This is a genomic window from Rhodoglobus sp. G.S.23 (assembly GCF_056675935.1).
Genome location: NZ_CM155237.1, coordinates 2,877,538 through 2,903,508, shown reverse-complemented (window position 1 = coordinate 2,903,508; position 25,971 = coordinate 2,877,538). Strand labels below are relative to the sequence as shown.

29 protein-coding genes and 1 pseudogene are annotated in these 25,971 nt (G+C 59.0%); 24 read left to right on the top strand and 6 right to left on the bottom strand.

The genetic code is table 11. The features are described from left to right. Nucleotides 1-14 precede the first annotated feature (14 nt). From rpsF to AC1ENN_RS14135, 7 genes and pseudogenes are all read left to right on the top strand, one after another. Nucleotides 15-356 (top strand): annotated as a pseudogene (gene rpsF / locus AC1ENN_RS14165) (30S ribosomal protein S6); the annotation flags it as partial. 170 nt (nt 357-526) lie between these two features. Beyond that, nucleotides 527-1,045: a single-stranded DNA-binding protein gene (locus AC1ENN_RS14160; protein ID WP_449647851.1), complete on the top strand. Its 519-nt coding sequence runs from the start codon at nt 527-529 to the stop codon at nt 1,043-1,045. 42 nt (nt 1,046-1,087) lie between these two features. After that, nucleotides 1,088-1,351, top strand: coding sequence for a 30S ribosomal protein S18 (gene rpsR / locus AC1ENN_RS14155; RefSeq protein WP_009773575.1), 264 nt, complete (start codon nt 1,088-1,090; stop codon nt 1,349-1,351). A gap of 12 nt (nt 1,352-1,363) precedes the next feature. Next, nucleotides 1,364-1,816, top strand: a complete 453-nt coding sequence (gene rplI / locus AC1ENN_RS14150) for a 50S ribosomal protein L9 (RefSeq protein ID WP_449647850.1) — start codon at nt 1,364-1,366, stop codon at nt 1,814-1,816. 397 nt (nt 1,817-2,213) lie between these two features. Continuing rightward, complete coding sequence (gene dnaB, locus AC1ENN_RS14145; protein ID WP_449647849.1) at nt 2,214-3,599, top strand: replicative DNA helicase; 1,386 nt, start codon at nt 2,214-2,216, stop codon at nt 3,597-3,599. 111 nt (nt 3,600-3,710) lie between these two features. Beyond that, the gene (locus AC1ENN_RS14140) at nt 3,711-4,355 is read left to right on the top strand and encodes a hypothetical protein (protein WP_480391498.1); all 645 of its coding nucleotides are present in this window, start codon (nt 3,711-3,713) and stop codon (nt 4,353-4,355) included. Next, on the top strand, nt 4,356-4,601 hold the full coding sequence (locus AC1ENN_RS14135) for a hypothetical protein (protein WP_480391497.1): 246 nt from the start codon (nt 4,356-4,358) through the stop codon (nt 4,599-4,601). It abuts the gene before it with no gap. A 404-nt stretch (nt 4,602-5,005) separates the two neighbouring features. Here AC1ENN_RS14135 and purB read toward each other — a convergent pair whose 3' ends face one another. Next, a complete protein-coding gene (purB, locus tag AC1ENN_RS14130) occupies nt 5,006-6,397 on the bottom strand; it encodes an adenylosuccinate lyase (RefSeq protein WP_449647846.1) in 1,392 nt (463 codons plus the stop codon). A gap of 8 nt (nt 6,398-6,405) precedes the next feature. Further along, complete coding sequence (locus AC1ENN_RS14125; protein WP_480391496.1) at nt 6,406-6,936, bottom strand: low molecular weight protein-tyrosine-phosphatase; 531 nt, start codon at nt 6,934-6,936, stop codon at nt 6,406-6,408. 125 nt (nt 6,937-7,061) lie between these two features. Between AC1ENN_RS14125 and AC1ENN_RS14120 the strand changes: the two genes are divergently transcribed. Beyond that, entirely contained in the window at nt 7,062-7,322 is a 261-nt protein-coding gene (locus tag AC1ENN_RS14120) for a hypothetical protein (RefSeq protein ID WP_449647844.1), read from the top strand. Then, nucleotides 7,312-8,739, top strand: a complete 1,428-nt coding sequence (locus AC1ENN_RS14115) for a hypothetical protein (protein WP_449647843.1) — start codon at nt 7,312-7,314, stop codon at nt 8,737-8,739. Before AC1ENN_RS14120 ends, AC1ENN_RS14115 begins: the two co-directional genes overlap by 11 nt. 51 nt (nt 8,740-8,790) lie before the next feature. Here AC1ENN_RS14115 and AC1ENN_RS14110 read toward each other — a convergent pair whose 3' ends face one another. Then, a complete protein-coding gene (locus AC1ENN_RS14110; RefSeq protein ID WP_449647842.1) occupies nt 8,791-9,186 on the bottom strand; it encodes a phage holin family protein in 396 nt (131 codons plus the stop codon). Nucleotides 9,187-9,313: 127 nt separating this feature from the next. Between AC1ENN_RS14110 and AC1ENN_RS14105 the strand changes: the two genes are divergently transcribed. The 14 genes from AC1ENN_RS14105 to AC1ENN_RS14040 all read left to right on the top strand — a co-directional run bounded on the left by AC1ENN_RS14105 (nt 9,314) and on the right by AC1ENN_RS14040 (nt 21,678). Next, complete coding sequence (locus AC1ENN_RS14105; protein WP_480406316.1) at nt 9,314-10,405, top strand: histidinol-phosphate transaminase; 1,092 nt, start codon at nt 9,314-9,316, stop codon at nt 10,403-10,405. A 4-nt stretch (nt 10,406-10,409) separates the two neighbouring features. Then, on the top strand, nt 10,410-11,525 hold the full coding sequence (locus tag AC1ENN_RS14100; protein ID WP_480406315.1) for a thiamine pyrophosphate-dependent dehydrogenase E1 component subunit alpha: 1,116 nt from the start codon (nt 10,410-10,412) through the stop codon (nt 11,523-11,525). Continuing rightward, a complete protein-coding gene (locus AC1ENN_RS14095; RefSeq protein WP_449647839.1) occupies nt 11,525-12,499 on the top strand; it encodes an alpha-ketoacid dehydrogenase subunit beta in 975 nt (324 codons plus the stop codon). The genes AC1ENN_RS14100 and AC1ENN_RS14095 overlap by 1 nt, the downstream gene beginning before the upstream one ends. Nucleotides 12,500-12,513: 14 nt before the next feature. Continuing rightward, the gene (locus tag AC1ENN_RS14090; protein ID WP_449647838.1) at nt 12,514-13,905 is read left to right on the top strand and encodes a dihydrolipoamide acetyltransferase family protein; all 1,392 of its coding nucleotides are present in this window, start codon (nt 12,514-12,516) and stop codon (nt 13,903-13,905) included. Nucleotides 13,906-13,965: 60 nt separating this feature from the next. Further along, a complete protein-coding gene (locus AC1ENN_RS14085) occupies nt 13,966-15,114 on the top strand; it encodes an AI-2E family transporter (RefSeq protein WP_449647837.1) in 1,149 nt (382 codons plus the stop codon). A gap of 133 nt (nt 15,115-15,247) precedes the next feature. Further along, nucleotides 15,248-16,219: a metal ABC transporter solute-binding protein, Zn/Mn family gene (locus AC1ENN_RS14080; protein WP_449647836.1), complete on the top strand. Its 972-nt coding sequence runs from the start codon at nt 15,248-15,250 to the stop codon at nt 16,217-16,219. Nucleotides 16,220-16,250: 31 nt separating this feature from the next. Then, nucleotides 16,251-17,051, top strand: a complete 801-nt coding sequence (locus AC1ENN_RS14075) for a metal ABC transporter ATP-binding protein (protein ID WP_449647835.1) — start codon at nt 16,251-16,253, stop codon at nt 17,049-17,051. Beyond that, nucleotides 17,048-17,953 carry a metal ABC transporter permease gene (locus AC1ENN_RS14070; protein WP_449647834.1) on the top strand — a complete coding sequence of 302 codons (906 nt, stop codon included), beginning with the start codon at nt 17,048-17,050 and terminating at the stop codon, nt 17,951-17,953. The genes AC1ENN_RS14075 and AC1ENN_RS14070 overlap by 4 nt, the downstream gene beginning before the upstream one ends. 10 nt (nt 17,954-17,963) lie before the next feature. After that, nucleotides 17,964-18,347 (top strand): Fur family transcriptional regulator, encoded by a 384-nt coding sequence (locus AC1ENN_RS14065; RefSeq protein ID WP_449647833.1) that lies wholly within the window; start codon nt 17,964-17,966, stop codon nt 18,345-18,347. A gap of 169 nt (nt 18,348-18,516) precedes the next feature. Then, nucleotides 18,517-18,753, top strand: coding sequence for a 50S ribosomal protein L28 (gene rpmB, locus AC1ENN_RS14060; protein ID WP_010204490.1), 237 nt, complete (start codon nt 18,517-18,519; stop codon nt 18,751-18,753). Further along, nucleotides 18,753-18,920 (top strand): 50S ribosomal protein L33, encoded by a 168-nt coding sequence (gene rpmG / locus AC1ENN_RS14055; RefSeq protein WP_009773536.1) that lies wholly within the window; start codon nt 18,753-18,755, stop codon nt 18,918-18,920. Before rpmB ends, rpmG begins: the two co-directional genes overlap by 1 nt. Nucleotides 18,921-18,922: 2 nt before the next feature. Beyond that, the gene (rpsN, locus tag AC1ENN_RS14050) at nt 18,923-19,228 is read left to right on the top strand and encodes a 30S ribosomal protein S14 (protein ID WP_449647832.1); all 306 of its coding nucleotides are present in this window, start codon (nt 18,923-18,925) and stop codon (nt 19,226-19,228) included. 71 nt (nt 19,229-19,299) lie between these two features. Further along, nucleotides 19,300-19,590 carry an HU family DNA-binding protein gene (locus tag AC1ENN_RS14045; RefSeq protein ID WP_449647831.1) on the top strand — a complete coding sequence of 97 codons (291 nt, stop codon included), beginning with the start codon at nt 19,300-19,302 and terminating at the stop codon, nt 19,588-19,590. Nucleotides 19,591-19,746: 156 nt separating this feature from the next. Further along, nucleotides 19,747-21,678, top strand: a complete 1,932-nt coding sequence (locus AC1ENN_RS14040; RefSeq protein ID WP_480406958.1) for a bifunctional copper resistance protein CopD/cytochrome c oxidase assembly protein — start codon at nt 19,747-19,749, stop codon at nt 21,676-21,678. On the opposite strand, the gene AC1ENN_RS14035 is transcribed toward AC1ENN_RS14040, so the two are convergent. Beyond that, nucleotides 21,675-22,721 (bottom strand): hypothetical protein, encoded by a 1,047-nt coding sequence (locus AC1ENN_RS14035; RefSeq protein ID WP_449647830.1) that lies wholly within the window; start codon nt 22,719-22,721, stop codon nt 21,675-21,677. The two genes, AC1ENN_RS14040 and AC1ENN_RS14035, sit on opposite strands and share 4 nt — an antisense overlap. A 95-nt stretch (nt 22,722-22,816) precedes the next feature. Between AC1ENN_RS14035 and AC1ENN_RS14030 the strand changes: the two genes are divergently transcribed. Next, nucleotides 22,817-24,115 carry an ATP-dependent DNA helicase gene (locus AC1ENN_RS14030; protein WP_449647829.1) on the top strand — a complete coding sequence of 433 codons (1,299 nt, stop codon included), beginning with the start codon at nt 22,817-22,819 and terminating at the stop codon, nt 24,113-24,115. A gap of 39 nt (nt 24,116-24,154) precedes the next feature. On the opposite strand, the gene AC1ENN_RS14025 is transcribed toward AC1ENN_RS14030, so the two are convergent. Both AC1ENN_RS14025 and AC1ENN_RS14020 read right to left on the bottom strand, forming a co-directional pair. Further along, the gene (locus tag AC1ENN_RS14025; protein ID WP_480391487.1) at nt 24,155-25,051 is read right to left on the bottom strand and encodes a carbohydrate ABC transporter permease; all 897 of its coding nucleotides are present in this window, start codon (nt 25,049-25,051) and stop codon (nt 24,155-24,157) included. Further along, nucleotides 25,048-25,929, bottom strand: a complete 882-nt coding sequence (locus tag AC1ENN_RS14020; protein ID WP_449647827.1) for a carbohydrate ABC transporter permease — start codon at nt 25,927-25,929, stop codon at nt 25,048-25,050. Before AC1ENN_RS14020 ends, AC1ENN_RS14025 begins: the two co-directional genes overlap by 4 nt. Nucleotides 25,930-25,971 lie beyond the last annotated feature (42 nt).

Genomic DNA, 25,971 nt, shown 5'->3' with positions numbered 1-25,971 from the left:
ATCAGTACGAACTCATGGTCATCCTCGATCCAGAGATCGACGAACGCACCGTGGCTCCCAGTCTCGACAAGTTCCTCAATGTCATCCGTAATGACGGTGGCACCATCGATAACATCGATATTTGGGGTCGCCGTCGTTTGGCCTACGAGATCAACAAGAAGACCGAAGGCATCTACGCCGTCGTCAACTTCACCGCAGAGAGCAAGTCAACAGACGAGCTCGACCGCCAACTCTCACTCAGCGAAGCTGTCATGCGCACCAAGGTGCTGCGTGCAGAAGCTGGGTTCGCTCAGGTAGCTGCTGCCAAGAAGATTGCTGAAGAGAAGGCCGCCCGCAAGGCTGCTGCTCCAGCAAAGACTCCTGCAGCCGCAACCAAGGCTCCTGCCGAAGACGCCAAGGCTCCTGCTGCTCCTACCGAGGCTCCTGCCGCTGCGACTAAGGCTCCTGCCGAAGACGCCAAGGCTCCTGCTGCTCCTACCGAGGCTCCTGTCGAAGCAGCCAAGGCTGAAGCGGAAGCAGAGTAGTCGTGGCCGGCGAGACAGTCATTACGGTCGTGGGTAACCTCACGGCAGATCCAGAACTGCGGTACACGCAGGGTGGACTTGCTGTGGCTAACTTCACCATTGCCTCAACGCCGCGCACCTTCGATCGAGCATCGAACGAGTGGAAAGACGGAGAAGCACTGTTTCTCCGCGCTTCGTGCTGGCGTGAATTCGCCGAGCACGTTGCTGGAACCCTGACTAAGGGCAGCCGCGTTATTGCGCAGGGCCGCCTTCGTCAGCGCTCCTACGAAACCAAAGAGGGCGAAAAGCGCACGAGCATGGAACTGGAGATCGACGAAGTCGGCCCCAGCCTCCGTTATGCAACGGCGCAGGTAACCCGTGCACCCCGTGATAGCTCGGCCCCTCGTGGCGCCCAGCAAAACGGTGGCGGACAGCAAGGCGCAGGCCAGTCGAAAGACGAGCCGTGGGCCGCAAGTGCTCCCGCAGCATCTGGTGACGTATGGAACACGCCAGGCAACTACTCCGACGAGACGCCTTTCTAGGCACTCGACGCTCAGCCTTAATTACAGAAAGAAGTAACACTCATGGCAGGAAAGAGCAGCGGCGACCGCCGCAAGCCCATCCGCAAGGGCAAGGACGGCAAGAACGCCGCACCAGCCAAGTCGATTCGCGTTGGCGTAATCGACTACAAGGATGTCGCTACGCTTCGTAAATTCATCTCCGAGCGTGGAAAGATCCGCGCCCGTCGTATCACCGGTGTTTCCGTTCAGGAGCAGCGTCTCATCGCCACGGCCGTCAAGAACGCCCGTGAGATGGCATTGCTGCCCTACGCCGGCGCAGGCCGTTAAGGAGCCACCGACATGTCTAAGCTCATCCTCACTCACGAAGTGACCGGTCTCGGCACTCCCGGTGACGTCGTCGACGTAAAGAACGGCTTCGCTCGTAACTACCTCATCCCCCAGGGCTTTGCCGTGGCGTGGACTCGCGGTGGCGAAAAGCAGGTCGAGTCCATCAAGGCAGCACGCGTTTCACGCGAGCACGCCACTCTCGAAGAAGCGCAGGACCTCAAGGCTCGCCTCCAGGCGACCAAGGTCAAGCTCACCGTGACCGCTGGTCAGGGTGGACGTCTGTTCGGTTCGGTTAAGCCTTCACACGTGGCAGAAGCTGTCACCGCTGCTGGTCTTGGCGACATCGACAAGCGCAAGATCGAGATCACGAGCCCCATCAAGGTTGTTGGCGACCACGAAGCTACGATTCGTCTGCGTGACGACATCGTTGCGACGATCACCCTTCAGGTTGTTGCAGGCAAGTAACTGATTTACCGCAAGGACGACGGGCCAATTGGCCCGTCGTCCTTGTGTTTTAACCCGACTTGTCAAGTCCTTTATGCACAGGATTTCGAAAAGATACGGAACCCTCAAGCCTGACTTTAGACATGTTTCTACACACTGTGTGTGGATTGTAAAAGAGCAGGTCAGCGGTGCCTTACGCGAAATACTGGGGTGAGTTTCCACAGTTGTTTCCACAGGTTCCTCACAAGAGTTGCGGCGTTTCGCCGGAGTTCTGCACAGCCCTATCCACAGCCCCAGTTGTGGGTTGTTGACCATGCTTCGTATTGTGAAGGAGCCTTGAAGCAGGCACCAGTGAGGAGCCTGCCCGAGTGTCGGGGGTTACCCGTATAACTAGGGCTGCCCCACTAGGAGGAAACGTATGTCTATTGCGCACTTGGGCCTCGCCGGTGACGAACGTCAGTCCGGCGAATCCCGCGGCTCCCGCGGCGACCGCGTTCCCCCGCACGACCTCCTCGCCGAACAGAGCGCGATCGGTGGAATGCTGCTCAGCAAAGATGCCGTAGCCGACGTCATCGAGACAGTACGTGGTGGAGACTTCTACGTTCCCAAGCACGAAACGATCTTCAACGCAGTACTGACGCTCTACTCGCACGGTGAACCGACCGACGTGATCGCCGTTACCGATGAGCTCACCAAGACCGGTGAACTCTCGCGAGCTGGTGGTGTTGAGTACCTTCACACTCTTACCGGTGTCGTACCCACCGCGGCTAACGCCGGCTTTTACGCAAACATCGTCACCGAGAAAGCTGTTCTCCGCCGCCTCGTTGAAGCAGGCACCCGCATCGTTCAGATGGGTTACGCCAGCGAAGGCGAAGTGCTCGACCTCGTCAACAACGCCCAGGCGGAGATTTACTCTGTAACCGGTGGAGTCGAAACCGAAGACTACGTGCCCCTCACAACCGCAGTCGAGAGTGCGATCGACGAAATCGAAGCCGCCCGCGGCCGCGACGGTCAGATGATCGGTGTTCCCACCGGATTCGCTGAACTCGATGAACTCACCAACGGGTTGCACCCCGGCCAGCTGATCATTTTGGCCGCGCGACCAGCTATCGGTAAGTCAACGCTTGGTTTGGACTTCGCTCGCGCAGCATCCATTCACCATGATTTGCCGTCGATTGTTTTCTCGCTCGAAATGGGGCGCAGTGAGATCGCTATGCGACTGCTGTCTGCAGAAGCCAGCGTTCCCCTGCAGCACATGCGTAAGGGATCGGTGCACGCCAACGACTGGACCACAATCGCTCAGACTCGTGGCCGCATCAACGATGCCCCGCTGTACATCGATGACAGCCCCAACATGACTCTCGTCGAGATTCGTGCCAAGTGCCGCCGACTCAAACAAAAAGTCGGCCTGCGCATGGTCATCATCGACTACCTGCAGCTCATGACGAGCGGTAAGAAAGTCGAATCGCGACAGCAAGAGGTCAGCGAGTTCTCGCGTGCACTCAAGCTGCTTGCGAAAGAACTTGAAGTCCCCGTGATCGCTATCTCTCAGCTGAACCGTGGACCTGAACAGCGTGCAGACAAGAAGCCTGCCCTCTCCGACCTTCGTGAATCAGGATCGCTCGAGCAAGACGCCGACATGGTTATCCTGCTGCACCGCGAAAGTGCGTACGAAGCAGACAGCCCCCGTGCCGGAGAAGCTGACCTGATCATTGCCAAGCACCGCAACGGACCAACCCGCACCGTGACCGTCGGCTTCCACGGCCACTTCTCGCGCTTCGTCGACCTTCCGCCCGGGTCATAGCGGCTCGACTGCCGCTGCGCTAGCCCAAGGCGCCTGAGAGCGCGCCGACGTAGCGGCACGCCAAGCGGCTTACACTAGAAGCAACCGCTCGTTCAGAAAGAAGGCGATCGCTTGACTAGTGCTCACACCGAGCCGCTGCCGGCATCCACTGCGTGGTACGTGCCGTTAGCCCGAGCAATTCCCGCCATTGCTGTCGCTATTGCCGTCACGTTTTCGGCAGACCACTCCGCACGCCTGGGACTTGTTACTCTCGCGAGTTTCACCCTCGTCGCTGGCGCCGTGATCCTGACCGCCAGCGTGCTGTCACCGCACCGCGGCATCCAGCGCACCCTCTTGATTACTCAGGGTGTCGTTACGCTGATGACCGCAATTGCCGCATTCGTTGCCACCGGAGGCGGGCAGGCGTATTTCGTCTTCCTGCTCACCGCTTTTGCTGCAATCACCGGCTTTATCGAGCTCTACCTCGGACTACGAAGCCGCGGACGCGACGCATCATCGCGCGACTGGGTTTTCGTTGGATCACTGACCGCGATCCTCGCACTCGTCGTGCTGCTGGTTCCACCGGGATTTGCTCAGCCATACACGGGACCTGACGGCATCGATCGAGAATTGACGGCATCCATCGTGGTCGTCGGGCTTCTTGGAGCTTATTGGGCCATCCTTGGGGTGTATTTGGTGATTGCTGCGCTCTCACTCAAGTGGAGCAGCAACGATCACATCGCGGCCACCGCAGCCGTGCAACAGAAAGAGGACTAGGTGGATTCCCCCAACAAGCGTGACCGTACGCGCCCAGCCGAAATGCTCGGCCTTTCTGGAATCTTTGCGATCTTTACTGGACTCGTCGTATTCATGTCCACTCGCGAATGGATGCTCGGCCTCATCTTCGCCGGAATCGCCTTCATCGTCTCGCTCGTGACCATCGCGATGCTCGTGCTCGCTATCCGGCCCGACAAAGACGAGCTGCTCGATCTCGACGAGCAGGACCGCGACTCAGCGCACTAGCCGGCACCGGGCCGCACCTGCCGCACCTGCCGCCGTTGTTGCCGTTATCGCCGTCGCGGGCGGCGTCCCCTGCACTGTCTCTGTAATTCCCGCTGCCCCGTTTTCCGTGCCCTGCCCTGTGCCCCGTTTCCCCCTGTGCCCCGTTTCCCCCTGCCCTTTCCCCCTTCGGAAATTCAGGAAAATCGGGCTCGCCAACGAATCGGCTTGCGGGACTTCCGCGCGATTCCCACGATCTCGCTGCACGCCTCAGTAGCTTTTCCTGAATTTCCGAAGGGCGCGGACGGGGGTGGCGTCCAGAGACGGTCGCGGCTTTAACGCAAAAAGCCAGCCTCCGTGAAGAGGCCGGCCTTGTGCCGCGCGCGAGTTACTAGATCGTGCGTGAGTAACGAGAACGCGCGCGTGAGTTACTTGCTGTCACCGAGGTAGTCGACGAGCGAACTTGCGAGCCCAACATAGGTGGCTGGAGTCAGCGTCTGCAGGCGTGCTTTGGCATCCGCACCAATGTCGAGCCCGGCGATGAACTCGCTGAGGTCGGTCGCGTTGATGCGCTTGCCGCGCGTGAGCTCCTTGAGGATCGCGTAGGGGTCGCTGATGGTGCTGCGACCAGCAGTGACCTCTGCGCGGATGACTGTCTGGATGGCCTCGCCGAGAATCTCCCAGTTGCTGTCGAGATCCGCATCGAGAGCAACAGGGTTGAGGGCGATCTCCTTGAGGCCGCGCTCGATGTTGTCGAGAGCGAGCAGCGAGTGGCCGTAGGCGACACCCACGTTGCGCTGCGTCGTGGAGTCGGTGAGGTCGCGCTGCAGGCGAGAAGTCACCAGGGTTTGAGCGAGCGACTCGAGAAGCGCGCTCGACAGCTCGAGGTTTGCTTCGGCGTTCTCAAAGCGGATGGGGTTGATCTTGTGCGGCATCGTCGATGAACCGGTCGCGCCCGCCTGCGGGATCTGGCGGAAGTAGCCCATCGAAATGTACGACCACACGTCGGTGCAAAGGTTGTGCAGCACACGGTTGGCGTGGCTCGTGGCCTGGTACAGCTCCACTTGCCAGTCGTGCGACTCGATCTGTGTGGTCAGTGGGTTCCAGTCAAGCCCCAGGGACTCCACGAACTCCTTCGACAGCGCCGGCCAGTTCTGCTCGGGGTCTGCAGCAAGGTGGGCGGCAAAGGTGCCGGTAGCTCCGCTGAACTTGCCGAGGTAGCTGATGCCCTCAATGCGAGTCAGGATGCGCTCCAGACGGTATACAAAGACCGCGAACTCCTTGCCCATGGTGGTCGGCGTCGCCGGCTGACCGTGGGTGTGAGCGAGCATCGCGTTGTCGCGCATGAGCTCGGACTGCGCCCGAAGCGCATCGAGCACGATACGAAACTTAGGCAGCCAGACCTCGCGCACGGCATCGGAGATGGTGAGCGCGTAGGAGAGGTTGTTGACGTCTTCGCTGGTGGCGGCGAAATGGGTGAGCTCGGCGATGGCGTTGAGGCCGAGTTCGTCAAGCTTGGCGCGCACGAGGTACTCGACGGCCTTCACGTCGTGGCGGGTCGTGGCTTCGAGGCGAGCAAGCTCATCGATCTGCTCTTGGCCGAAATCAGCAGCGAACGCGCGCAAGGCGCTGGTGTGCTCAACAGAAAGAGCAGTCGAACCGAACAAGCTCTTGTCGGTGAGGAAGATGAGCCACTCAACTTCGACGTGCACGCGGGCCCGATTCAGTCCTGCTTCAGAGAGGTGCTCGCCCAACGCCGAGACGGCAGGGCGGTAGCGGCCATCAAGAGGGCTTAGTGGTTGAACGGGCAACGGGCTCATGAGGCTCCCTAGTTGTTGGCGGAGTGTGCTGTGATTCCTGGCGTGATCTGACGAAATAGTGAGCCGCAGGCCCTCTCGATCATGCCGAGGACATGGTCGAAGAGTGCGGCATCCGAATAGTAGGGGTCTGGCACGTCTATGAGATGAGCGAGTTCGCTATCAAAGCCCAACATGGGCTGCACTTTTGACCGGTCTTGGTCGCTGGGTGCCCAGGTGCGCAGAATTCGTTCTTGTCCTCGATCAAACGCAACGATGAGGTCAAGCTTGTTGAACCATTCGGGGTCAAACTGGCGGGCTCGATGCCCAGAACCATTGTAGCCGCGCGCCGCGAGGGCGTTGATGGTGCGGTCGTCGGCCGGCTCGCCAACATGCCAATCGCCGGTGCCAGCGGAGGCAACGACAATGCGGTCTTCGAGGCCAGCCTTGGCGATTAGGTCCTTGAAAACAGCCTCTGCCATCGGGGAGCGGCAGATGTTGCCGGTGCAGACAAAACAGACTTTGAATGTCGTCGAGTCGGAGAGTGCACGCTCGAAGGTCATGCTTCATTGTCGCGCAGTTTCAACTCCCCAACAGCGGTGGTTCAGGGATTGGTCTTCCTGACTTCTCGCGGACACCTTAAGCAAGGGGAAAGTTTCAGCACAGTTGAGTCATCGGAAGGCGATAGATGACAAATCCCATGGATGTGACGGCCAGCGTCGCACTCGAGTTTCAGGCTCAACAACTCCGCATGATTAGCGAACGGCTCTCTTATGTGCGCTCGCTGCTGCCGAAACACGGCATCAATTGGCGTGGGCCAGCCCAGCAGGTGTTCGATTCCGGCGTGCAGGAGTTGCATCGGGATCTTGCGAGCGCGTGCACGATGATCGAGACGGCGGAACAGCGCACCATGAATGCTCTGAGTCAGATGAGTGCTCGTGTCGGATGAGCTCAGCATCTCGGGCGGTGGCAGTCATGCGATTGCCACTGACGAGATGCTCAGCAGCGCGACGGGCCTCGTGCGCGCAGCAGAAATGACTCGCAGCGTTGTTGGTGCCATAGACATGGTGGATGCTCGGCTCACCACGCGGCAGCTTGAGAGCTTGGGCATCCCGAGCGCAGCTGCTTTCGCTGAAGCTGATCTCGACAGTGCGCGCACCACGCTCGACCTCCTTGCTCAGCGAGCAGAGCTGATGAGCGGGCTCGTGCGAATCGCGGCAGAGACCTACGGCTGGGGTGAAAACATTGCGCAGAATCTCATTCGGCGTGCTGCGGCTGATGCAGCAGCCGGCTTCGGGTTCCTTTTTCCTGCGTGGGCGGGTCTCGTCCTGTTGACGACTCCCCTGCTCCCGTTTCTTACCGGTGCAGGGATCGCCGCCTTCCTTATCAGCAAAACCAATCCGGAGTTCGCCGACAAGGAATGGATGACAGCACAACTGACGGAACTCATCAGCGATCCCGCTTTTTTGCGTGCTCTCCGACACGGAGTTATGACCGTTGATGAGTTCACTGCTGGCGCTGGAGGTGTGCCACCCGCTGTCGTGTCGGCTTTGAGTGCGGCTGGCTTGATCGGTTTGGGTACATCTGCTGGGTTTATTCAGAAGGCAGGAGGAATTGTTGGCGTGCTGAAGGAGACCCCTGTTGTGTTGAAGAGCGCGACACAGCCTGAGCCAGTCGAGGCGGTGCAGACCTTCGAGGAGCGTGTCGCGCGCATCCCACAACCCACTCCCGAGCATCCCGAGCAGATTCGGATTGAGAAATTTGAGACCCCCGGAGAACCCGATCGATTTGAGGTCTATATCGCAGGAACCGTTGAATTTGCGATTTCAGATAGCGATCAGCCACTCGACGGTACGAGCAATCTTTCGCTTGCAGCCGGACAGCAATCTGGTGCAGTCTCGGCGGTGGCCGCAGCGATGCGTGAAGCGGGAATCACCAGCGAAACCCCGGTTACTTTCAGTGGTCACTCGCAAGGCGCCGCTACCGCAGCTCGGCTCGCTGAATCTGGTGAATACAACACCGTGGGCGTCTTCACGGTTGGGGGCAACCTGGGGCAAATTGACATTCCTGACGAGGTGCGCGCGGTTGTCGTAGAGCACACCGATGACCTTGTTGTCGCTGCCGGCGGGCTACAAGACAATAGCCAGGCGCTCGTCGTAGAACGGCAAGCGTTCGGAGAACGCGCGCTTCCGGAAGGTGTGCCCGTTCCGGCCCATCAGGTCACCGAATATCGAGAGACCGCTCGGCTCATGGACCAGTCGGGCAGTGACCAAATTCGAGAATCAGCCGAAGCGCTGGGTGAGTTTACTCGCGGCGCGACAACCTCCACCGTCACTAGCTACCACTATGAGCGAGTAGAGCCTTAGGCGGCGAAAAATAGCGGAACAATAACGGGGAAACCGCGGCGGTAATGCTGGCTAGCGCTGTTTGCCCACAATGGGTCGAACCAGGATTCCGATGAACCAGCTGATCATTCCCAAGACAAGCGCACCGAGGACTCCCCACCAGAAACCGTTGACGACGAGACCGAAACCGAAGAGGCTCGAGATCCAGCTGACCAAAAGCAACAGCAACCCGTTTACTACGAGCGCAAGAAGACCAAGAGTGAGAACGTAGAGCGGAAAAGCGACGATTCGAATCAGGTTTCCCAAAACACCGTTCACGATTCCGAACACTGCAGCAACGATCAAGAAGGTCAGTACAACCTCAAGCGTTCCGCCTGGCTCGAAGGGAACCAGCTCAACACCGGCAACAAGCACCGTCGTAAGCCACAGGGCAAGAGCATTGATCAGCAGGCGCACAACGATTCTCATGGTTCAACTATGCACCCCCGATTTGTTGGGCCGCAACGCCTGCGACCGGATCCACGCTCGCGACGGCGAATAAAGAATGTCGCGGCAGCACAACAACTACACGGGCTCACGCCTCTAGGCTGGGGCAGTGACCTCACAACGCGTGCAGCTTCGGCCAGAAATTGCGGCCATCGTCCCCTACCGTCAGGGTGCCCCCGCTGAAGCTGACGCGTTCAAACTGTCGTCAAACGAAAACCCCTTCGAGCCACTGCCCTCTGTGCGTGAAGCCCTCTCCACCCACAGCATCAACCGCTACCCGGATGCCTCGGCCTACGCCTTGCGCACCCACATTGCCTCCCGCTTCGGGATAACCGCAGAAAATGTGCAGGTCGGCGCAGGTTCCGTTGCCGTACTCGCACAACTCATCACCGCGGCTTCGGCCCCCGGTGATGAAGTCATCTACGCGTGGCGAAGCTTCGAGGCCTACCCCCTGCTGGTCTCCGCAAGCGGCGCCACAAGCGTGCAGATCGCGAACGGAGCCGACCACCGACACGACCTAGCGGCAATGCGCGATGCCATCACGGCATCCACTCGAGTTGTCATCGTGTGCAGTCCCAATAACCCTACGAGCACTGTTGTCACCGATTCCGAGTTCCGTGAATTCATGGCGGCCGTTCCAGAGAACGTGCTCGTCGTTCTTGATGAGGCCTACCGCGAATTCGTCACCGATCCCGAAGCGGTGCGCGGCGAAACGCTCCTCGGCGAGTATGCGAACCTCGTTCTGCTGCGCACATTCTCCAAGGCCTATGGCCTTGCTGGCCTGCGAATCGGCTACGCCGCGGGCCCCGAATATGTGATGGATGCGGCGCGAGCGGTAGCAATTCCGCTCTCCGTAACAGAATTAGCGCAGACGGCAGCTATCGCATCCCTCGAACATGAAGATGAATTGTTGGAGCGCGTGGCCCGAATAAATGCTGTTCGCGATCGCATCGTGGCTGGGCTGCGCGACCAAGGCTGGGATGTGCCTGCCCCGAGCGGAAACTTTGTTTGGCTGCCGACGGGGGCAGTAACCAATTGGGCTGCAGAGGTTTTTCGTACCAACGGAATCGTCGTTCGTGCGCTCGGTGATGGCCTCCGAATCAGTGTCGGTGAGGAAGAATCTGTGGAGAAACTCCTAAGGGCAGCGCAAGAGGTTGTGAGTTCTCGCGAAAACGAACCCGCGCGAGCCACGTTAGATTAGTCGAATGTCTTATACCGCCGCGACGGTTCAGCTGCTGTCTCCCGAGGGCACGCTCGTTCACAGCGATGCCAGCGAACAGTACCTCCCGTATGTAGACAAGCTCAGTGATGACGCTCTTCAGGAGCTTCACCGTCATATGGTCGTGATGCGCCGCTTCGATATTGAGGCCGCGAATCTTCAGCGCCAAGGTCAGCTTGCCCTCTGGGTGCCGAGCCACGGTCAGGAAGCCGCTCAGGTGGGTTCGGCTCTTGCCGCGAAGCCACAGGATCACCTTTTCCCGTCCTACCGCGAACATGTCATTGCGTTGACGCGCGGCGTTGACCCGATCACAATTTTGTCGATGTTCCGCGGGCTCAGTCATGGTGGTTGGGATCCGAAGGATCACGACAACTTCCATCTCTACACTCTGGTCATTGGCTCGCAGACGTTGCACGCCACCGGTTATGCCATGGGCCTTAATCTTCAAGGGTTGACGGCGACTGGAAACCCAGACAAAGATGCCGCCGTCATGGTGTACTTCGGCGATGGTTCAACGAGCCAGGGCGATGTCAGCGAAGCAATGGTGTTCGCTGCGAGTTACCAAACGCCTCAAGTGTTTTTCTTGCAGAACAACCACTGGGCAATTTCCGTTCCGGTGTCACGTCAGTCGCGCACGCCGCTCTATTTGCGCGGCGAGGGGTTCGGCATCCCGAGCGTTCAGGTCGATGGCAACGACGTACTCGCAAGCTTCGCTGTCGCGACCGCCAATTTGGATGCTGCACGCTCCGGTCAGGGGCCCCGCTTCATTGAGGCGCTCACCTACCGCATGGGCGCCCACACTACGAGCGACGACCCCTCGAAATATCGGGATAACAGCGAGCTCGAGTTTTGGGCTCAGCGTGACCCGATCACTCGCTTCGATGCGTATCTGCGTGCTCGGGGAGCGAGTCAGTCGTTCTTTGACGAGATCGCCACCGAGGGTGATGATTTGGCGGCAGACATCCGCAAGCGCATTCTGGAATTGCCGGTTCCGGCAACGTCAACCCTTTTCGATCACGTGTATTCCGACCCGCACCCCGTAATGGATGCGCAGCGCCAGGCGCTCGCCGACTTCGAGGCATCGTTTGAGGAAGGTCACTAATGACTGAGACGATGACAATGGCGAAGGCCCTCAATGAGGGTTTGCGTGCGGCGATGGCCGACAGCACAGTGCTGCTGATGGGTGAAGACATTGGGCCGCTTGGCGGCGTTTTTCGGGTAACCGAGGGGCTTCAGGCCGAGTTTGGCGATAACCGAGTGATTGACACCCCGCTCGCGGAGTCAGGCATTGTCGGTACCGCGATCGGACTTGCCATGAGCGGATTCCGCCCCGTGTGCGAGATTCAGTTCGATGGTTTCATTTTTCCCGGCTTCGATCAGATCACCTCCCAACTGGCAAAGCTGACGGCCCGCCACGAAGGCACCCTGTCGATGCCGGTTGTGATTCGCGTTCCTTATGGCGGACACATTGGTGCGGTCGAGCACCACCAGGAGAGCCCGGAAGCGTACTTCGCTCATTCCGCTGGCCTTCGACTGTTGAGTCCCGCTACCCCTCATGATGCCTACTGGCTCATTCAGGAAGCCATTGCCAGCAATGACCCGGTCATGTTCTTTGAGCCCAAGTCGCGCTACTGGCAGAAGGGTGAGGTCGATCGCGAGTCGAGCGGCATCGCCACTCACGCGAGTCGCGTTGTGCGTGAAGGCACCGAAGTGACCCTTGTCGGTCACGGCGCCATTGTGTCAATGCTGTTGCAGGCAGCAGAGATCGCCGCTGAGGAGGGAACGAGTGTGGAGGTCGTTGACCTTCGATCGCTCTCCCCTATCGACTACGAACCTTTAGTGGCATCCGCTCAAAAGACGGGTCGCGTTGTTGTTGTTCAAGAGGCACCAGGGAATGTCAGTGTGGGCTCCGAGGTTGCCGCTACGGTATCTGAGCGCGCATTCTATTCACTTGAGGCCCCGGTGCTTCGGGTGAGCGGCTATGACACACCGTTCCCTCCCGCCAAGCTGGAATCCGTGTATTTGCCCAGTGTTGACCGCATCTTGGATGCTGTTGACCGGGCGTTGGCCTACTGACGAAGGAGGCCCTTGTGGCTGTATCTGAATTTCCTCTCCCCGATGTGGGCGAGGGGCTTACCGAAGCCGAGATCGTCTCCTGGAAGGTTGCGCCCGGTGATGAGATCACGGTCAACCAGGTTCTTGTCGAAATCGAGACGGCGAAGTCGCTCGTAGAGCTGCCATCGCCCTTTGCGGGCACGGTGCAGAAGTTGCTCGTCGAGGAGGGTGCGACGGTCGAAGTCGGCACCCCGATCATCAGCGTTCAGTCCGTTGGTGGTTCGGTTGAGCTCACCGCCCCCGGTTCTGGCGAAGATGAGAGCCACGGGATGATGTCCGATGTCGGCTCTGAGAGCAGTTCGGTTGATGACGCTGCCGCTGCTGTCGCTGACACGGCATCCACGATTGCCAACGAAGACGACAAGCCAGGCGCTGTGCTCGTGGGTTACGGCACAGGCGGGCACGTAAGTTCACGTCGCCGCAAGGGTGCGCAGCCGTCGAAGGATGACGCGGCGGCAACCGCTGCGTCGAAGCCGCGTCCGGCATCCGTTCCCGCTTCTTTCGCGAGCCCGATCATCGCGAAGCCGCCCATTCGCAAGCTGGCGAAGGATCTGGGGGTTGAGCTCTCGGAGGTCGACGCCACAGGTCTTGCCGGTGAAACCACGCGCGAGGATGTGATTCGTCATGCTTCGCAGGCGAGTGTCTTCCGCAACATCGAGACTCCGGAGTGGGGCGGCGACCGCGACGAGCGCATTCCTGTAAAGGGTGTGCGCAAGGCGATCGCTAAGGCAATGGTGCACAGCGCATTCACGGCGCCGCACGTGAGCGTCTTCACCGACGTGGATGCCACGCGAACCATGGAGTTCGTGAAGCGTCTCAAGAACTCGCCTGACTTTGCTGGGGTACGCGTTAGCCCGCTGCTGATTATGGCGAAGGCGGTGAACTGGGCGGTGCGCCGCAACCCGACCGTGAACTCGAGTTGGACTGACAAAGAGATCATCGTTCACCACTACGTGAACTTGGGTATCGCTGCAGCCACCCCGCGCGGACTCATCGTGCCGAACGTCAAGGATGCTCAGGACCTGAGCCTCTTCGACCTTGCGAAGGCGCTCGAACAGTTGACGTTGACGGCGCGCGATGGCAAGACGCAGCCCGCCGAAATGTCGAATGGAACGATCACGATCACCAACATCGGTTCCTATGGCATGGACACGGGTACGCCAATCATCAACCCGGGTGAGGCCGCGATTGTGGCGCTCGGTTCGATCAAGCAAAAGCCGTGGGTTGTCGATGGTGAAGTGCGCGCCCGCTATGTCACCACTGTGAGTGCGAGTTTCGACCACCGCATCGTTGACGGGGATGTCGCTAGCCGCTTTGTTGCTGACCTAGCGAGTGTGCTCGAAGAGCCTGCTCTCCTGCTCGACTAGTTCGTCAAACCGCTCGTGTTGCGCGGATGCTCGTGAGGGGCGTGCGACTATTCTGGCGGCATGAGCAAGTCGAAAAGTTTGTCAGGTTCCGAGCGCAACGCTGATTCTGAGCGCACTGGTCTGCACTCCATGTGGACGGACCGTCTTGGTGCGTGGTCAACGAGGGCGCTGCAGGTGTTGCTACTGCTCACGCTGGCGTCGGTGACCATCTTTGGATTGACCCAGCTGAAGCTCGTTGTTATTCCGGTGCTGATTGCGTTGATTCTTGCTGCGGCTGCGAGTCCGCTGGTGATGTGGATGCGGCGGCGTGGGGTTGGGCGGATGCTCTCCACCTGGATCACTTTGCTTGGCGGAATTCTGGTGCTCGGCGGTCTCATCACGGCTGTTGTGTTTGCCGTGCGTGACCAATGGTCTGAGCTTGCGACCTCTGCGACGGATGGGTTCGATCAGCTCAAGGAGTTTGCACTCCACGGGCCGTTCCCCATTGATCAAAATGCTCTTGACGAGGCGTGGAACGCAATTCTTGATTTCTTCACGAGCGCATCCTTTGGTCTCGGTGCGATTCAGGGGGTGTCTGCTGCAGCTCAGGTTGTGACCGGACTGCTTCTCGGCGTTGTCATCCTGTTCTTCTTCCTCAAAGATGGCGACAACATTTGGGAGTTCTTCTTGCGGCCCACGCACGGTGTACGCCGTGAGCGCGGGCACCGCATTGGACGCACAGCCGTAACCACTCTCGGCGGCTATGTTCGCGGAACCGCCATCATCGCCGCGGTAGACGCTGTAGGAATTGGTGCGGGATTGCTGATTCTGCAGGTGCCGCTGGCTCTCCCGCTTGCCGTGATCGTGTTTCTTGGTGCTTTCATCCCTCTGGTCGGCGCAACCGTTGCCGGCATTCTGGCCGCCCTCGTCGCGTTGGTGACGAATGGGTGGGTTGTTGCCCTGATAGTTCTCGGCATCGTGGTGCTCGTCAACCAGCTGGAGGGCAACCTGCTTCAGCCCATTGTCATGGCACAGTCTTTGAGCATCCACCCCTTGGTCATTTTGGTGGCATTGACGGTAGGAACCGTTCTCGGCGGGATCGTTGGTGCGGTGCTCTCGGTGCCGATTGCGGCCGTTGGTTGGTCGATCATCAAGACGTGGAATGAATCGGGTGATGTTCCGGCGGATGCGCTCGAAGAGTCGGAGGAGCCGGCCGTCGAGTCGTCCTAATGGGATGTGAATGATCTGAGCGCCAATTCTTGTGCGGGGCTGGGTTCGATTCGCGGTGGCAGACCGTGGCGTATATGCTATTGATAACGAATCTCATTACCGCTACTAGCTTCGGCTTTAGAAGGACACTCAGATGTCTCGCTTGACCTCTCCTCGATCGCTCACCCTCACCGCAAGTGCCGTGCTGGCGGTCTCCGCTCTCACTCTCTCCGCTTGCTCATCAACCACCCCCGTCGCCGACGATGGATTGATCGCCGTTGTGGCGTCAACCAGTGTTTACGGCAACCTCGTCGCTACGCTCGGCGGCGACGCCGTGTCTGTCACAAGCTTGGTCGACGGCGTAGCGCAAGATCCGCACAGTTACGAAGCCTCAGCCCGTGACCAGCTCGCAGTGTCTCGTGCGGAACTCGTCGTACTCAACGGTGGTGGCTACGACCCATTCGCTGAAGCGCTGTACGAAGCTGCCGGGGCATCCGCAATTCTGGTCACCGCCGTTGATGCTTCTGGACTCCTCGAAGATGATCCAGAACACGACGAATCGAAAGACCACTCCACCGATGACGGCCACGACCACATCGAGGGTTTCAACGAACACGTCTGGTACAGCTTCCACGCGATGGAGCACATCGCCGAGCACATCACCGAGGAATTGACCGCGATCGACCCGGCCTCCAGCGATCAATTCGACACCAACCTCGCGGCCTTCCTCGCCGAGCTTGCCAGTCTCGAAACGCAGACAGAACAAATCGCAGCGTTGGCCGCTGACCGCAGCGTCGTCGTCACGGAACCGGTAGCGGTGTACCTGCTCGAGGCGGCCGGGCTTCACAATGACACCCCAACGGAATTCACTGAAGCGATCGAAGAAGGCACAGACGTTCCACCAACCGCGTTGCGCGATGTGCTTGCTCTCCTCGAATCAGGCGACGTCGCCCTGCTGGCCTACAACGAACAAACAGCCAGCCCCGAAACCGAACGCGTGCAATTGTCTGCCGTTGAGGCTGGACTCCCGGTGGTGTCGTTTACCGAGACGCTGCCAGAAGGCTCAAACTATGTCGAATGGATGTCGTCAAACCTCGATGCGCTCGCAGCAGCACTTGCCGAATGACTCCGCTAATCTCCGCAACCCCCGTGCCAAAATGACAGCGGCGCCCGTTCTCAGCATCCGTGGTGGTGCACTCGGCTTCGGCGACCGCACGCTGTGGTCAGGACTCAATCTGGACGTTGCGCCTGGCGAGTTTGTGGCGGTGCTTGGGTCAAACGGTTCGGGAAAGTCGAGCCTGCTAAAGGCAATTCTGGGGCAGCAAAAACTTGATGCCGGCACGATAACGGTTGCCGGGCATCCGGCTCGCCGTGGTGATCGCTGTATTGGGTACATTCCGCAGCAGAAACTTGCGGCGCCGGGTACTCCCCTTCGCGGTCGCGACCTGGTGACACTCGGTGTTAATGGTCACCGCTTTGGGGTGCCGACCCTCCCCCGCAGTGTGCGGTCTCGAGTCGATGAGCTGATCGCGTCGGTTGGTGCCACTGATTATGCGAGCCAACCGATTGGTTCGCTGTCGGGTGGAGAGCAGCAACGTTTGCGAGTCGCGCAATCCCTCGCCGATGATCCGGTGTTGTTGTTGTGTGATGAACCTCTGCTGAGTCTTGATCTGCAGCATCAGCGTGGAGTTTCTGAGCTCATCGATGCTCGTCGTCGTGATCATGACACTGCGGTGATCTTTGTCACGCACGATGTGAATCCGGTGCTGGGCATGGTTGATCGGATCCTGTACTTGGCTGGTGGCAAATTTACGGTCGGCACCCCTGATGAGGTGCTGCGCAGCGATGTTTTGACTGAGCTTTATGGCACCCCCGTGGAGGTGGTTCGCATTAGTGGTCGCGTTGTCGTTGCTGGCATTCCTCAGGGCGATCACCACCACGATGAGGAGGTTGCATGACCTTCGACGATTTCTGGAGCCAGATTGCTGGCTTCACTGACTATTCAGAACTACTCTCCCTTGTTCGGTTTTCGCTGATCGCTGCGGCCGTGCTTGGTATTGCTGGTGGGCTCATCGGTGTGTTTGTGATGCAGCGTGACATGGCGTTTGCGGTGCACGGCATCAGTGAACTCTCGTTCGCGGGTGCAGCCGCTGCCCTACTGTTTGGGATCAATGTTGTTGCCGGGTCGATTGCAGGCTCGCTGATTGCCGCGATTCTGATCGGGATGCTCGGGGCGAAGGCTCGCGACCGAAACTCCATTATTGGTGTGCTCATGCCGTTCGGGATGGGTCTTGGCATCCTGTTCTTGGCGCTCTACCCTGGACGAAGCGCCAACAAGTTTGGCCTCCTCACCGGCCAAATCATTACGGTTGACGGCCCGCAACTTGGCTTGCTCATTGGGATCAGTGTTGTTGTCTTGGCTGCACTGTTTGTGGTGTGGCGCCCGCTCACCTTCGACAGCCTCGACCCCGAAGTTGCGGCAGCGCGTGGCGTTCCTTCGCGGATGCTCTCGCTGGGGTTCATGGTGCTGCTCGGTCTGATGGTTGCTGTTGCGGTGCAAATCATCGGTGCGTTGCTTGTGATGGCTTTGCTCGTGACGCCGGCGGCAGCCGCAATGCGCGTGTCGTCGTCGCCGCGCCTGGTTCCTGTGCTCAGCATGATTTTCGGATTCGTCTCTGCAACCGGCGGTGTTTTGTTGGCGATTGGCGGCTCGCTGCCGATCAGTCCGTACATCACGACTATCTCTTTTGTGATCTACCTGGTGTGTCGCGTTATTGGGGCTCGGCGGGGTCGTGGGCGCAGCGTGAGCCGGGCATCCAGAGCGCCGATTTTCGCTTTTGGCGGGGCAGGCAAAAGTTAGAATGGCAACCATGAAACGCAATACGTGGCAGCGAGAAGCGGTGCGGGATGCTCTGACCGAGTCAGAGGGTTTTGTGAGCGCTCAGTCGCTACACGGTGCGCTCCGCGATGCCGGTAGCTCGATCGGCCTGGCCACTGTCTACCGTGCGCTCGCTGACCTTGCCGGAGCCGGTGATGCTGACTCGCTTCAGCAAGACGGCGAAAGCCTCTTTCGGGCCTGCACGCCCGACTCTCACCACCACCACCTCATTTGTCGCGAGTGCGGAACAACCGTCGAAATCAAGGCGGATGCGGTGGAACAGTGGGCTAAGAATGTGGCCGCAGAGCATGGCTTTACCCAGCCGCATCACATCGTGGACGTCTTCGGGTTGTGCCCAGCGTGCTCTAGCACGTAACATATACCGTTGATCGAGTGGTTTCTTCCACTCTCGCACACACATCCCACCCTGATTAGAGCGGTGCTTTTTTACTAAAGCGCGGCTGTGAGCAGAATGCAGTGTGTGTGCCGACAAGTGATCTTGGGTAAGGCTTAGTCCTTACGGTAACTAGAACAGGAGTATGACCATGGCAGCAACCTGCCAAGTGACCGGCGCCATTCCCGGCTTCGGACACGCTATCTCGCACTCGCACCGTCGCACGAAGCGTCGTTTCGACCCGAACATCCAGAAGAAGACGTACTACGTACCGTCGCTTCGCCGCAAAGTAACCCTTCAGTTGTCCGCCAAGGGCATCAAGGTTATTGACGCTCGTGGCATCGAATCCGTTGTCAAGGACCTCCTTGCACGTGGGGAGAAAATCTAATGGCTAAGGCACAGGACGTACGTCCGATCATCAAGCTCCGTTCAACTGCTGGAACGGGCTACACCTATGTGACGCGCAAGAACCGTCGCAACAACCCCGACCGCCTCGTACTGAAGAAGTACGACCCAGTGGTTCGCAAGCACGTTGAATTCCGCGAGGAGCGCTAAACATGGCTAAGAAGAGCAAGATTGCAAAGAACGAACAGCGCAAGGTCATCGTTGCGCGTTACGCTACCCGTCGTCTCGAGCTGAAGAAGGCTCTCGTCGACCCAGCAGGAACTGACGAGTCACGCGAGGCTGCACGCCTCGGACTTCAGAAGCTTCCTCGCGATGCTTCGCCGATCCGCGTACGCGGTCGCGATGCCATTGATGGACGTCCCCGTGGATACCTCAAGCAGTTCGGTGTTTCCCGTGTTCGCTTCCGTGAAATGGCTCACCGGGGCGAGTTGCCCGGAATTACCAAGTCAAGCTGGTAGATTCCAAGCGGTTCCAACGTTTTCTAACGTTCGGGAACAACTAACTGCACAACGTCCCGAGGAGGACCACTATGGCTGACAAGTCGCTAAACCGTACTGAATTCGTAGCGGCGGTTGCCGCACAGTCTGGCCAGAGCCAGGCTGCCGTATCCGGCGTCGTTGACGCTTTCTTCGCTGTACTGTCCGAATCGGTCGGCAACGGAGTTAAGGTTTCGATCCCAGGTTGGATGGCTGCAGAGCAGACGTTCCGCGAGGCTCGTACCGGCCGCAACCCACAAACGGGTGAAGCAATCCAGATCAAGGCCAGCCACGGCGTAAAGCTCAGTGCAGGCAGCAAGCTCAAGGCAGCAGCCAAGGGCTAAGTAGCAAACTTAACAAGGGCGGCATCCTTCGGGGTGCCGCCCTTGTTGGTTAACGCCGCAATTGTTGGATAGCGTCCCAGCATCGTGGGCTGGCTCTCATTGTGCGCCGAGTACTCTTGACTAGTGCTTAGAATCAGCCGGATTGCCGGGCCCGCCATGCTGCTGCTGGTCGCCTTCGCCGCAGTTGTTGTCGGTCTCCGGTTCGGTGGTGGAGCTGAGGCACCAATCTTGCTCGATCCCGGTGCCGTCGTTCGGTGGGGACTCCCGATCTCCAAGCTTTTCGTCAATCTTGGTCTTGCGGCCACTATTGGTGGGCTCATGCTCGCGATTTTTGCCATGTCTCCGAAGCGCGATGAGTTCACGCTCACTCTTGACGTTGCCGCAGCGGGCGCAGCTCTGTGGGCCGTGGCATCCGCTTTCACGGGATTCTTCACGTTTCTGGCGGTGCGCAACCAACCCATCGACTTCACAAGCGCCTTTGGTGACGTTCTCGCGAGCTTTCTGACCGTAACCGAGTTAGGCCAAGCCTGGCTCGCAACCGTGCTGATAGGCGCTGCGGTGACAGTGTTGTGCTTTGCGGCGCGCAACCAGACCGTGCTTGCCTTCGTGTTGGTGCTCGCAGTTGCCGGGCTTGTGCCCATGGCGCTTCAGGGCCACAGTGGCGGAACAGCCGACCACGATGCCGCCACGAGTGCAATTTTCTTGCACCTCGTGTTCGCTGCACTCTGGCTTGGCGGCCTTCTCACGATCGCCATTGCGCAATCGAAGCTCACTAAGAATCGACTGACGCTTGTCTTGCGTCGCTATTCAACGGTTGCCCTCATCAGTTTCCTCGTCGTGGCAGTCTCCGGCTATGTGAGCGCCGAGATCCGCGTCGAGAACCTCGGCAACCTATTGACGCCCTACGGCCTCCTCGTTCTTGTCAAAGTCTTCGCCCTGATCATGCTCGGCCTGTTTGGTGCCGTCTATCGCAACTATGCGATTGGTCGACTCGAATCGAGTCAGACCAAGAGTCGCGGATGGTTCTGGTGGATTGTCTCCGCCGAGCTGGCGTTCATGGGACTTGCCTCCGGTGCGGCTGCCGCTCTAGCAGCGACGCCCACCCCGGTTCCTGAGATCGAGGCGTCGGATCTTCCCGACTCCTCCCCCGCCGCCTACCTCACTGGCTCTCCGTTGCCGCCGACGGTGTCTGCAAGCAACCTCTTCAGCCTCTGGAGCTTCGACCTCATTTGGGTGCTCATTTGTGCCTTCGCGGTCTTCTTCTACCTCGCGGGCGTCTGGCGACTCCACAAACGTGGTGACCGTTGGCCGATCTACCGCACCGTGTTCTGGATCATGGGCATGTCGTTGCTGTTTTACATCACCAACGGTGGTGTGAACGTCTACGAGGGCTACCTCTTCTCGATGCACATGCTCGGTCACATGACGTTGGGCATGATGATCCCCGTGCTTCTTGTTCCCGGCGCTCCCATCACCCTCGCGATGCGTGCCATTGCTCAACGCACCGATGGCAGTCGCGGCGCGCGCGAGTGGATTCTGCTCATCGTGCACTCCCGATATCTGGCTGTTATCGGGCATCCGGTGGTGGCAGCGGCCATTTTTGTGGTCTCACTGTGGGTCTTTTACTACACGCCGCTGTTCCGCTGGGCAACGACAGACCACGTGGGTCACGAGTGGATGATCATCCACTTCTTGGGATCTGGTTACCTATTCGTGCAGTCACTTATCGGCACAGACCCATCGCCCCATCGCCCCGCCTACCCCATTCGGCTTCTCATTCTGTTGGCCACTATGGCTTTCCACGCCTTCTTCGGGCTTGGCCTGATGACAGGAACCGGGCTTCTGCTGGCTGACTGGTATGGGGCCATGGGGTGGGATACGGGCGTTAGTGCGCTCCAAGACCAACGCATCGGCGGTGGCATTGCGTGGAGCGTCGGAGAGATCCCGACAATCTCGCTGGCAATCGCGGTGGCCATCATGTGGAGACGCAGCGACGGTCGAGCGTCTGTGCGCTATGACCGCAAAGCCGCACGTGACGGGGATGCCGAACTCGACGCCTACAACGAGATGCTGGCCAACCGACGCTAGTTCGGGTACTGGGCCGTGATCAGCAACTTGTCATCCGGCAAGAACGTCACGAGATAGCTCGCACTGAAGCTCACGTCTTGGTCGAAGGTCGAAACGGAGCCATCAAAAATCGAGCGCACATCGACGCGCAAGTGGGCTGCGGCATCCGTGGGAGGCATCAACCAGCTCGACGGCTCCGATCCGGGCGTGAGAGATACGGGCGGATATTCGGCGATGCTCCACTCCGGTGTGGTCACAATGCGGTTGGACATGGGCTGCCCGAATGGGCATCCGGTCGGAAGCAAGACCACCTGAGTCGCACACTCGTCGAGATATCCATCGACTTCGCGCTGAACCTGCGCAATCATCGCCTTGTTTGCCACGACATCCAGTCGAGCCCGCACGGTGCTGCCCGGCTCCGTGGCGGAAACAACGATCGATTCTGCCGTGAGGAATTTCGAGGTGTGGGTGATGTCGAAACTGCTCGGAGTCAACACAACGTAGGGAGACGGCGCATCCGGTGATGCTGCAACGAAGTCGGTGCCGTTGGCGGTGAACTCTTGAGAATTCAGAACCGTGAGCCGAACGATTGTGAGCGGAGGGGTAACGAAGTCCCACTCGGCGAAGACACCAAAGTTAGTTCCCGCCCGGGTCACAGTGAAAGTCGACTCTGCTGCTCGGCCGTCTAACTCAAAGCTGAAAGTGACCGTCTGGGTGCCGTCGGCGTTGGCCTTACTGTCAACCATCTCGATGTTTTCGAGAGTGCTGAGCGCTGAAGGACGCAGCAAATCGTGCGAACCAGCAAGCAACAGAGAGCCAGCACCGGTCGTATCAATGGGCGTTGCCCCAGAACCATCGTCGGATGCCGCACCATGCTCTTCAGGCACGTAGATGTCAGCAATGTCGAGTGCCGCGGTCATGTCATGGCGAGCGAGAGCGCCGAGATAACTGCGGACGAAACCCTGCGAACTGTAGATCGTCGAATTCAGGACGACAACGGTGATCGCGAAGGCAGTAATGATCAGCCCGAGAACGATCGACCAGGTAACAAGCTCGCGACGCATTAACACATCCTAAACGGCTCGGGAGAAAGATATCCGACCCCACCAAAGTGTTGCTGAAGGTGGGGAGCCGTCACCAGCAGCATTAGGGTGATTGCGTGTCAAAAATCACCCTGTCGCCAGAGCAAGCAGCCGTTTTCGCTGCAATCGAAACGACGAGCGAAAACCTCTTTGTTACGGGGCGCGCTGGCACCGGGAAATCGACCCTGCTCAATCATCTCTCAGAGAACACGTCGAAGCAGATCGTGATCTGTGCGCCGACCGGAGTTGCGGCGCTCAATGTTGGTGGCCAGACGATCCATTCGCTGTTCCGCTTACCCATTGGGGTTATCGCCGATCACGAGCTCGAGCAGAATCCTCAATTGCGCAAGCTACTCAACACGATAGAAACCCTCGTGATCGATGAGGTCTCGATGGTCAACGCAGACCTGCTAGACGCAATAGACCGCAGCCTGCGTCAGGCCCGCCAACGCAAAAATGAACCATTCGGTGGCGTGCAAGTCGTGCTTTTCGGGGATCCGTATCAGCTAGCGCCGGTTCCCGGTGATCCGGATGAGCGAGCCTACTTCGAAGATCGCTACCGATCGATGTGGTTCTTCGATGCCCTCGTGTGGGAACAGACCGATCTGACGATTTACGAACTGACGAGCATCCACCGCCAGCACGAAGGTGAATTCAAGTACATGTTGAACGCCGTGCGCCATAACGGCGTGACGGCAGAGATTGCTGAACGACTAAATACGGTCGGTGCGCGGCCTGCTCCGACCGACGGAACGATCACGCTTGCGACAACAAACAGTGCGGTCACCCGGATTAATGCCACAGAACTTGCACGCCTGCCCGGCAAAGTTCTCACGGCGAAAGCAGAGATCTCTGGCGAGTTTGGTGGACGTGCCTATCCCGCCGATGACGCGCTCGACCTCAAGGTTGGTGCTCAAGTGATGTTCTTGCGCAACGACACCAACGAGGGCGGAACCCAGCGTTGGGTGAACGGAAGCGTTGGCACAGTGACCAAGATTGCGTCAACGGTCTGGGTGGAGGTTGACGGTCGCGAGTACGAAGTGAAGCCGGCGATTTGGGAAAAGTTTAAGTACTCGTACTCTGCGAGAACGAAGGCGCTGCGCAAAGATGTCGTTGCCGAGTTCACCCAGTTTCCGCTGCGACTCGCGTGGGCCGTCACGATTCACAAATCACAGGGCAAAACCTATGACAGCGCCATCGTCGACCTCGGATCGCGCTCGTTTGCTCCGGGCCAAACCTACGTGGCGCTGAGTCGAATCAGCAGTCTAGAAGGCCTCTATTTGAGTCGACCGCTGCGACCGAGTGACATCATCGTTGACGACAACGTTGTGCGCTTCATGTCACGAACCCAACCCATTCCCGCTATCGAGGCCTAACGCTGCGGATGCTCCGCTGTCGTCGGGTGGTGGCGACGGCTACTTGACGCTTCCGGCCGTGATGCCTTCGACGATCTGCTTGTTGAAGACGATATAGATCACGATCATTGGCAGCGTCACTATCGAGAGTGCGGAAAACAGCAAACCGTAGTCGGTTACATACCGGCTGGAGAATGCCAGCAACCCGGTGGGGATTGTCTTGAGCGCATCGTCCTGGATATAGAGCAGGGCGAGGAGGAACTCGTTCCAGCTGGCGAGCGCAGAAAAGATGGCAACGGTGGCGAGTCCCGGACGCAACAGCGGCAACGCGATTGATCCGAAGACGCGAAGGTCGCTGGCACCATCGATGCGGGCAGCCTCAAAGAGTTCGTCGGGCACCGCATCGAGATAGACCTTGAGCAGGTAGACCGCGAGCGGGAGCCCCATGGCGGTGTAGGGGATGATGAGAGCCCAGCGGGTGTCGGTGATGGCGAGTTGGGTGAACATCGTTGACTGCGCGATGAAGTACGACTGCAACGGTAACAGCAACCCGAGTGCGAGTAACCCCATTAGAAGGTTACGACCGCGGAAGCGATAGCGGCTAAAAGCGAAGGCCGCTGCAGCACCAAACAGCAGGATGCCGAGCACTGATACTCCCGTGACTATTGCACTGTTGAGCGCGTACTGTCCGATGTGGCCGATCTGCCAAGCCTCGACCCAGCGGCCGAAGTCAATCTCCGTCGGGAGGGCAAAAGGGGTGGAGAAAATAGCCGAGTTCGACTTGAAGCTAGAGAACACCATCCAAAGCATGGGAAAGAAGAAGACAACGGCGATAACGATGAGCGACAGGGTGAAGAGCAGGTCGGGTACGCGCCCCAGCGGCTTCGGCCAGCGGGAGTCACGGACCCGCTTGGAGTTCTCCTGCCGTGCCTCAGTCACACGGATGTCGGTGCTCACGCGCTCACCCTTTCAGGCTTCTCGCGGTTGACCCTCGTAAAGACGAGCCCTAGCGCCACGACGACCGCGGTAAGAACGACAGCCATTGCGGATCCGTAGCCAACATTCCCGAAAGTGAATACAGACTTGACTAGATAGGTCGTCGGGATCTCCGTCGCACCGTAAGGGCCACCATTCGTCATGACATAGAAAAGATCGAAGCCCTGAAAACCACCCGTGATGCACAACAGAAGCGCCACGGTGATGGCGTTGCGGATCATCGGTACCTTGATGCGACGAAAGAGTTGCCACTCGTCGGCACCATCCAAGCGTGCCGCCTCGATCACTTCGGTCGGCACTTGGTTGAAGGCGGCATAAAAGATCGTCATATAGAAACCGGCATATACCCAGCCGGAGACGACGCTCACAGCGAGGAGAGCCGTTGCCGGGTCCCCAAGCCACACGCGTTGCAGGTCATCGAGGCCGAAATTCACGAGGGCCGCATTCAGCAGACCAAAGTCGTTGTTGTATACGAAAGCCCACAACACGGCGACAACCACCATAGGGAGCATGACAGGAGTAAAAATTGCGACCCGGAACCACAGCGATCCCCGCCGCTTCACGCTCACCAGGCCAGCGAGCACAAGCCCAACGATGACCTCGAGCACGATTGTTGCCGCAATGTAAATCAGGACGTGCACGAAAGAATCTCGAAAGACAGAATCATTCGCGGCCTTGATGTAGTTATCGATACCGACGAACACCATCGTGCCGTAGCCGTTCCACTCCGTGAAACTGTAGGCGAACGTCATCACCACAGGAAAGAGCACCGCGAAACCAAAGACAGCCATGGCGGGCACCAAGAACAGGTACGGGGTGACCCTGCGGTTGGGCTTCATGGACTCGGTGCCTCTCGGGAAGGATGCTGATCGCCCATTCTC